Source organism: Patescibacteria group bacterium (genome assembly GCA_018896645.1).
Classification (GTDB): Bacteria; Patescibacteriota; Patescibacteriia; order UBA2591; family JABMQE01; genus JAHIMF01.
This window is the reverse complement of the sequence record JAHIMF010000073.1, coordinates 1-2,863: the sequence shown is the minus strand read 5'-3', so window position 1 is coordinate 2,863 and position 2,863 is coordinate 1. Positions and strand designations below refer to the sequence as shown.

Below are 2,863 nucleotides of genomic sequence, written 5' to 3'. Positions count from 1 at the left end.
TTACATTTATGCTGGTAGAGTGAAGGTGAATCGACCGCAGTTTTTCCTTCCCCCTTATACTTCCCCCCTAATGAATCATAGCCTAACCTTGTTTTTTTTGCGGTGGCGAATAAAGCGAAGCAACAGCGGGGCTTAAGAGCGTTACCACCCGCATTTATACTTAGAAGCGTCCCCGCGAGCGTAGCTTTTGAGCCAAGGAGCAAAAATAAAAAGAAGGGGGATAAGAGGGGGGTTTTAGGGGGGATTTAAGGGGGAAGGAAAATTACCCGCCCCGTCGGTGGAATTATAAAATTATAGTAATGGGTCCAAACCAGGGGAATTAGTTTATACAGAGTAGCCAGGATTGATTAAATCGGAGTGATTGAAGTAGATTAGCTAGAATTAAAAAAATTAAAAATGATACTACATTTTTTCAAGATTTTCAATTTTGCCTTTGTCTTTTGTCTTTATGAGGAAATATTATATAATATGTAATATAAAAAAAGGACATAAACTTGCCTAGTAAGAATTAAGAGGTGGCATATTTTGAAGAATTGTTGTGAAATAAGAGGATTATCGAAAGATTTTGATGGAAAATTAGCAGTTAGTGATTTATCGTTTGAGATTCGAGCAGGAGAAATTTTAGGACTTGTTGGTCCGAATGGCGCCGGGAAGACTACTACCATCAAATGCATCCTTGGACTGCTTAAACCTTCTTCTGGAGAAATACTGGCCAACGGAGTTAACTTTAATGAAGACAAGCTATTGGTGAAATCAATGGTGAGTTATATACCAGAGATCCCGGTATTGTATGACGATTTAACAGTCAAAGAACACCTGAAATTTATAGCTATGGCCTATGGAGTAGAAAGAGCAGAATATGATTACAGAGCCGAGCAATTGTTAAAAAGATTTGAGATGTGGGATAGTCGGGATGAGATACCCACTCATTTCTCAAAGGGAATGAAACAGAAAGTTGCTATCCTTTGTGCATTAGTTCATGACGCTATGCTGATCTTAGCTGATGAGCCATTCGGTGGTCTTGATCCACAAGCTGTTAGAGAATTGAAAGATATTTTTTTAGGGGTCAAAAAGGAGAGAAAATCGATTCTTTTAGCTACACACCTTTTGGATTTAGCAGAGCGAATCTGTGATAGAGTAGTAATTATAAATAGAGGTAGGAATATTGCGGCAGGAAGCTTAAGAGAGCTTCAAAATAAGGCTGGACTTGGTCCTCAAGCTACACTTGAGGAAATATTTCTAAATCTGGTGGGAAAGACGGATGAAGACTTTAATTTACTTGAAAAAAACGCAAATTAAAAATAGGCTGTACTCTACTTATAGAAAATTCAAAAGTAATTTTTGGTACTCTTTATATATAATGATAATTGTTGCCGCACTGGTAGTGTTACTTTTAAGTTTACTTTTCCAGGCTAACGAGTATCTGGCCCGAAACGGTTTTCAGGTCATAGACATTAAAGAACTTGTAGGTTTTATCTTATTGTTCTTTTTCTTAATTACAGTCTTTAGAGGAATAAGTTACTCTCCTGTTCTTTTTTCTGATGCTGACATAACTTTGCTTCTAACCTCACCAATAAAAAGGGAGGTCATATTTGGATTTGAGTTACTAAAACTGCTTATAACACGAATATTAGCCTCTAACCTTATCATTTTACTGTTTGTAGGGCTCTTGCATCAGCAGGGAATAAATATCTATATTTTTCTAGCCGAAATAGACATATTTATCTTGGTTACAGCGAATCTGCAGTGGTTGATTTCCATAGGCACCTTTTGGAAAAGAGTACTTATATTAGTAAGGAGGCTAATCTATCTTGTTTTCCTTCTAACTGCCATCAAATTTGTTCTGGAGCTCCTGAAAAATAAGGACATTCTTTTTAGTCTCACTCTGATTTCAAAATCAAGAATAATTAGTATTTTGTCAATTTTAAGTAGCTATCTAAGAACATTAGTTTTTATACCCAATAATTATATTCTTGTGTTCGTCCTGGGCATATCAGCATTCCTTTCTCTCTATTCCTATAAGAAAATAAAGGATGTCGATCTAGAAGAGATAATTACTCAGAGCTCCTTAATCAATGAGGCGATGAGGTATTACCGGGCGGGTGATCTCGTGAATCTTAAGATTATAGGCGATAGAATTAAGAAACGAAAAACTTCTTACCAGGGATGGAAAGTGCCCTGGTATAAAAGGGGGTCATTCTCTATTTTCTGGAAAGATTTGTCTGTCCTTCGAAAAAGAGAAACATCCTTGTGGATATTTGAATTTATGGTGATACTCTTTGGTTTATTATCAATCGCATTTGTCCCGAGTGCATACTTCAAAGGGATGCTTTTTGGTAGTTTACTAATTATCTTTAATGGTTTTTTTCAGGACAATTTAACGAAAGACCTGTACGTTCCTTTCTTTATTAAACAACTTCCAATTAGAGCAAGAGACTTATCCAAAAGTTATTTGATTGTGCCTTCATGTTTTACAACTCTATTTTTAATTGCCTTGATATTTTTGTTCCGACAGCATTATCAATTTAGCTTTATTCAATTGCTTGCTATGATATTGTGCAGTCCCCTTGTCGGGATTTTCATATCTTTGACTTTACAGGTGGGCCTTTTGTTGTCTTTTTCAGCGGATAATTTTCTCCAAAAGAGAGTATATACCAGACTAATCAGTATGTCCGTAATCGCGTTAATAGTTTTAACTATTTTCTTGGATAGCCTTGGAGTATCCGAGTATGTCTTATTCATGGGAGTTTTTCTTATTACAATAGCAATAGGAATCCTTTTTTACAATATTTGCGGGCGCCTTTTGCATAATTTTTTGAGAAAGGAGTCTAAATAAAAAGAAGGGGGATAAGAGGGGGGATTT

2 protein-coding genes are annotated in these 2,863 nt (G+C 36.1%); both read left to right on the top strand.

All coding sequences use genetic code 11. The annotated features are described in order from the left end of the window. Positions 1 to 525 precede the first annotated feature (525 nt). Positions 526 to 1,299: an ABC transporter ATP-binding protein gene (locus KKD20_05355; GenBank protein ID MBU4332516.1), complete on the top strand. Its 774-nt coding sequence runs from the start codon at positions 526 to 528 to the stop codon at positions 1,297 to 1,299. Further along, the gene (locus KKD20_05350; protein ID MBU4332515.1) at positions 1,262 to 2,836 is read left to right on the top strand and encodes a putative ABC exporter domain-containing protein; all 1,575 of its coding nucleotides are present in this window, start codon (positions 1,262 to 1,264) and stop codon (positions 2,834 to 2,836) included. The genes KKD20_05355 and KKD20_05350 overlap by 38 nt, the downstream gene beginning before the upstream one ends. Positions 2,837 to 2,863 lie beyond the last annotated feature (27 nt).

Bases quoted from the DNA above. Each gene is read 5' to 3' on its own strand.
- KKD20_05350 (MBU4332515.1), top strand. From the start codon at position 1,262: ATGAAGACTTTAATTTACTTGAAAAAAACGCAAATTAAAAATAGGCTG.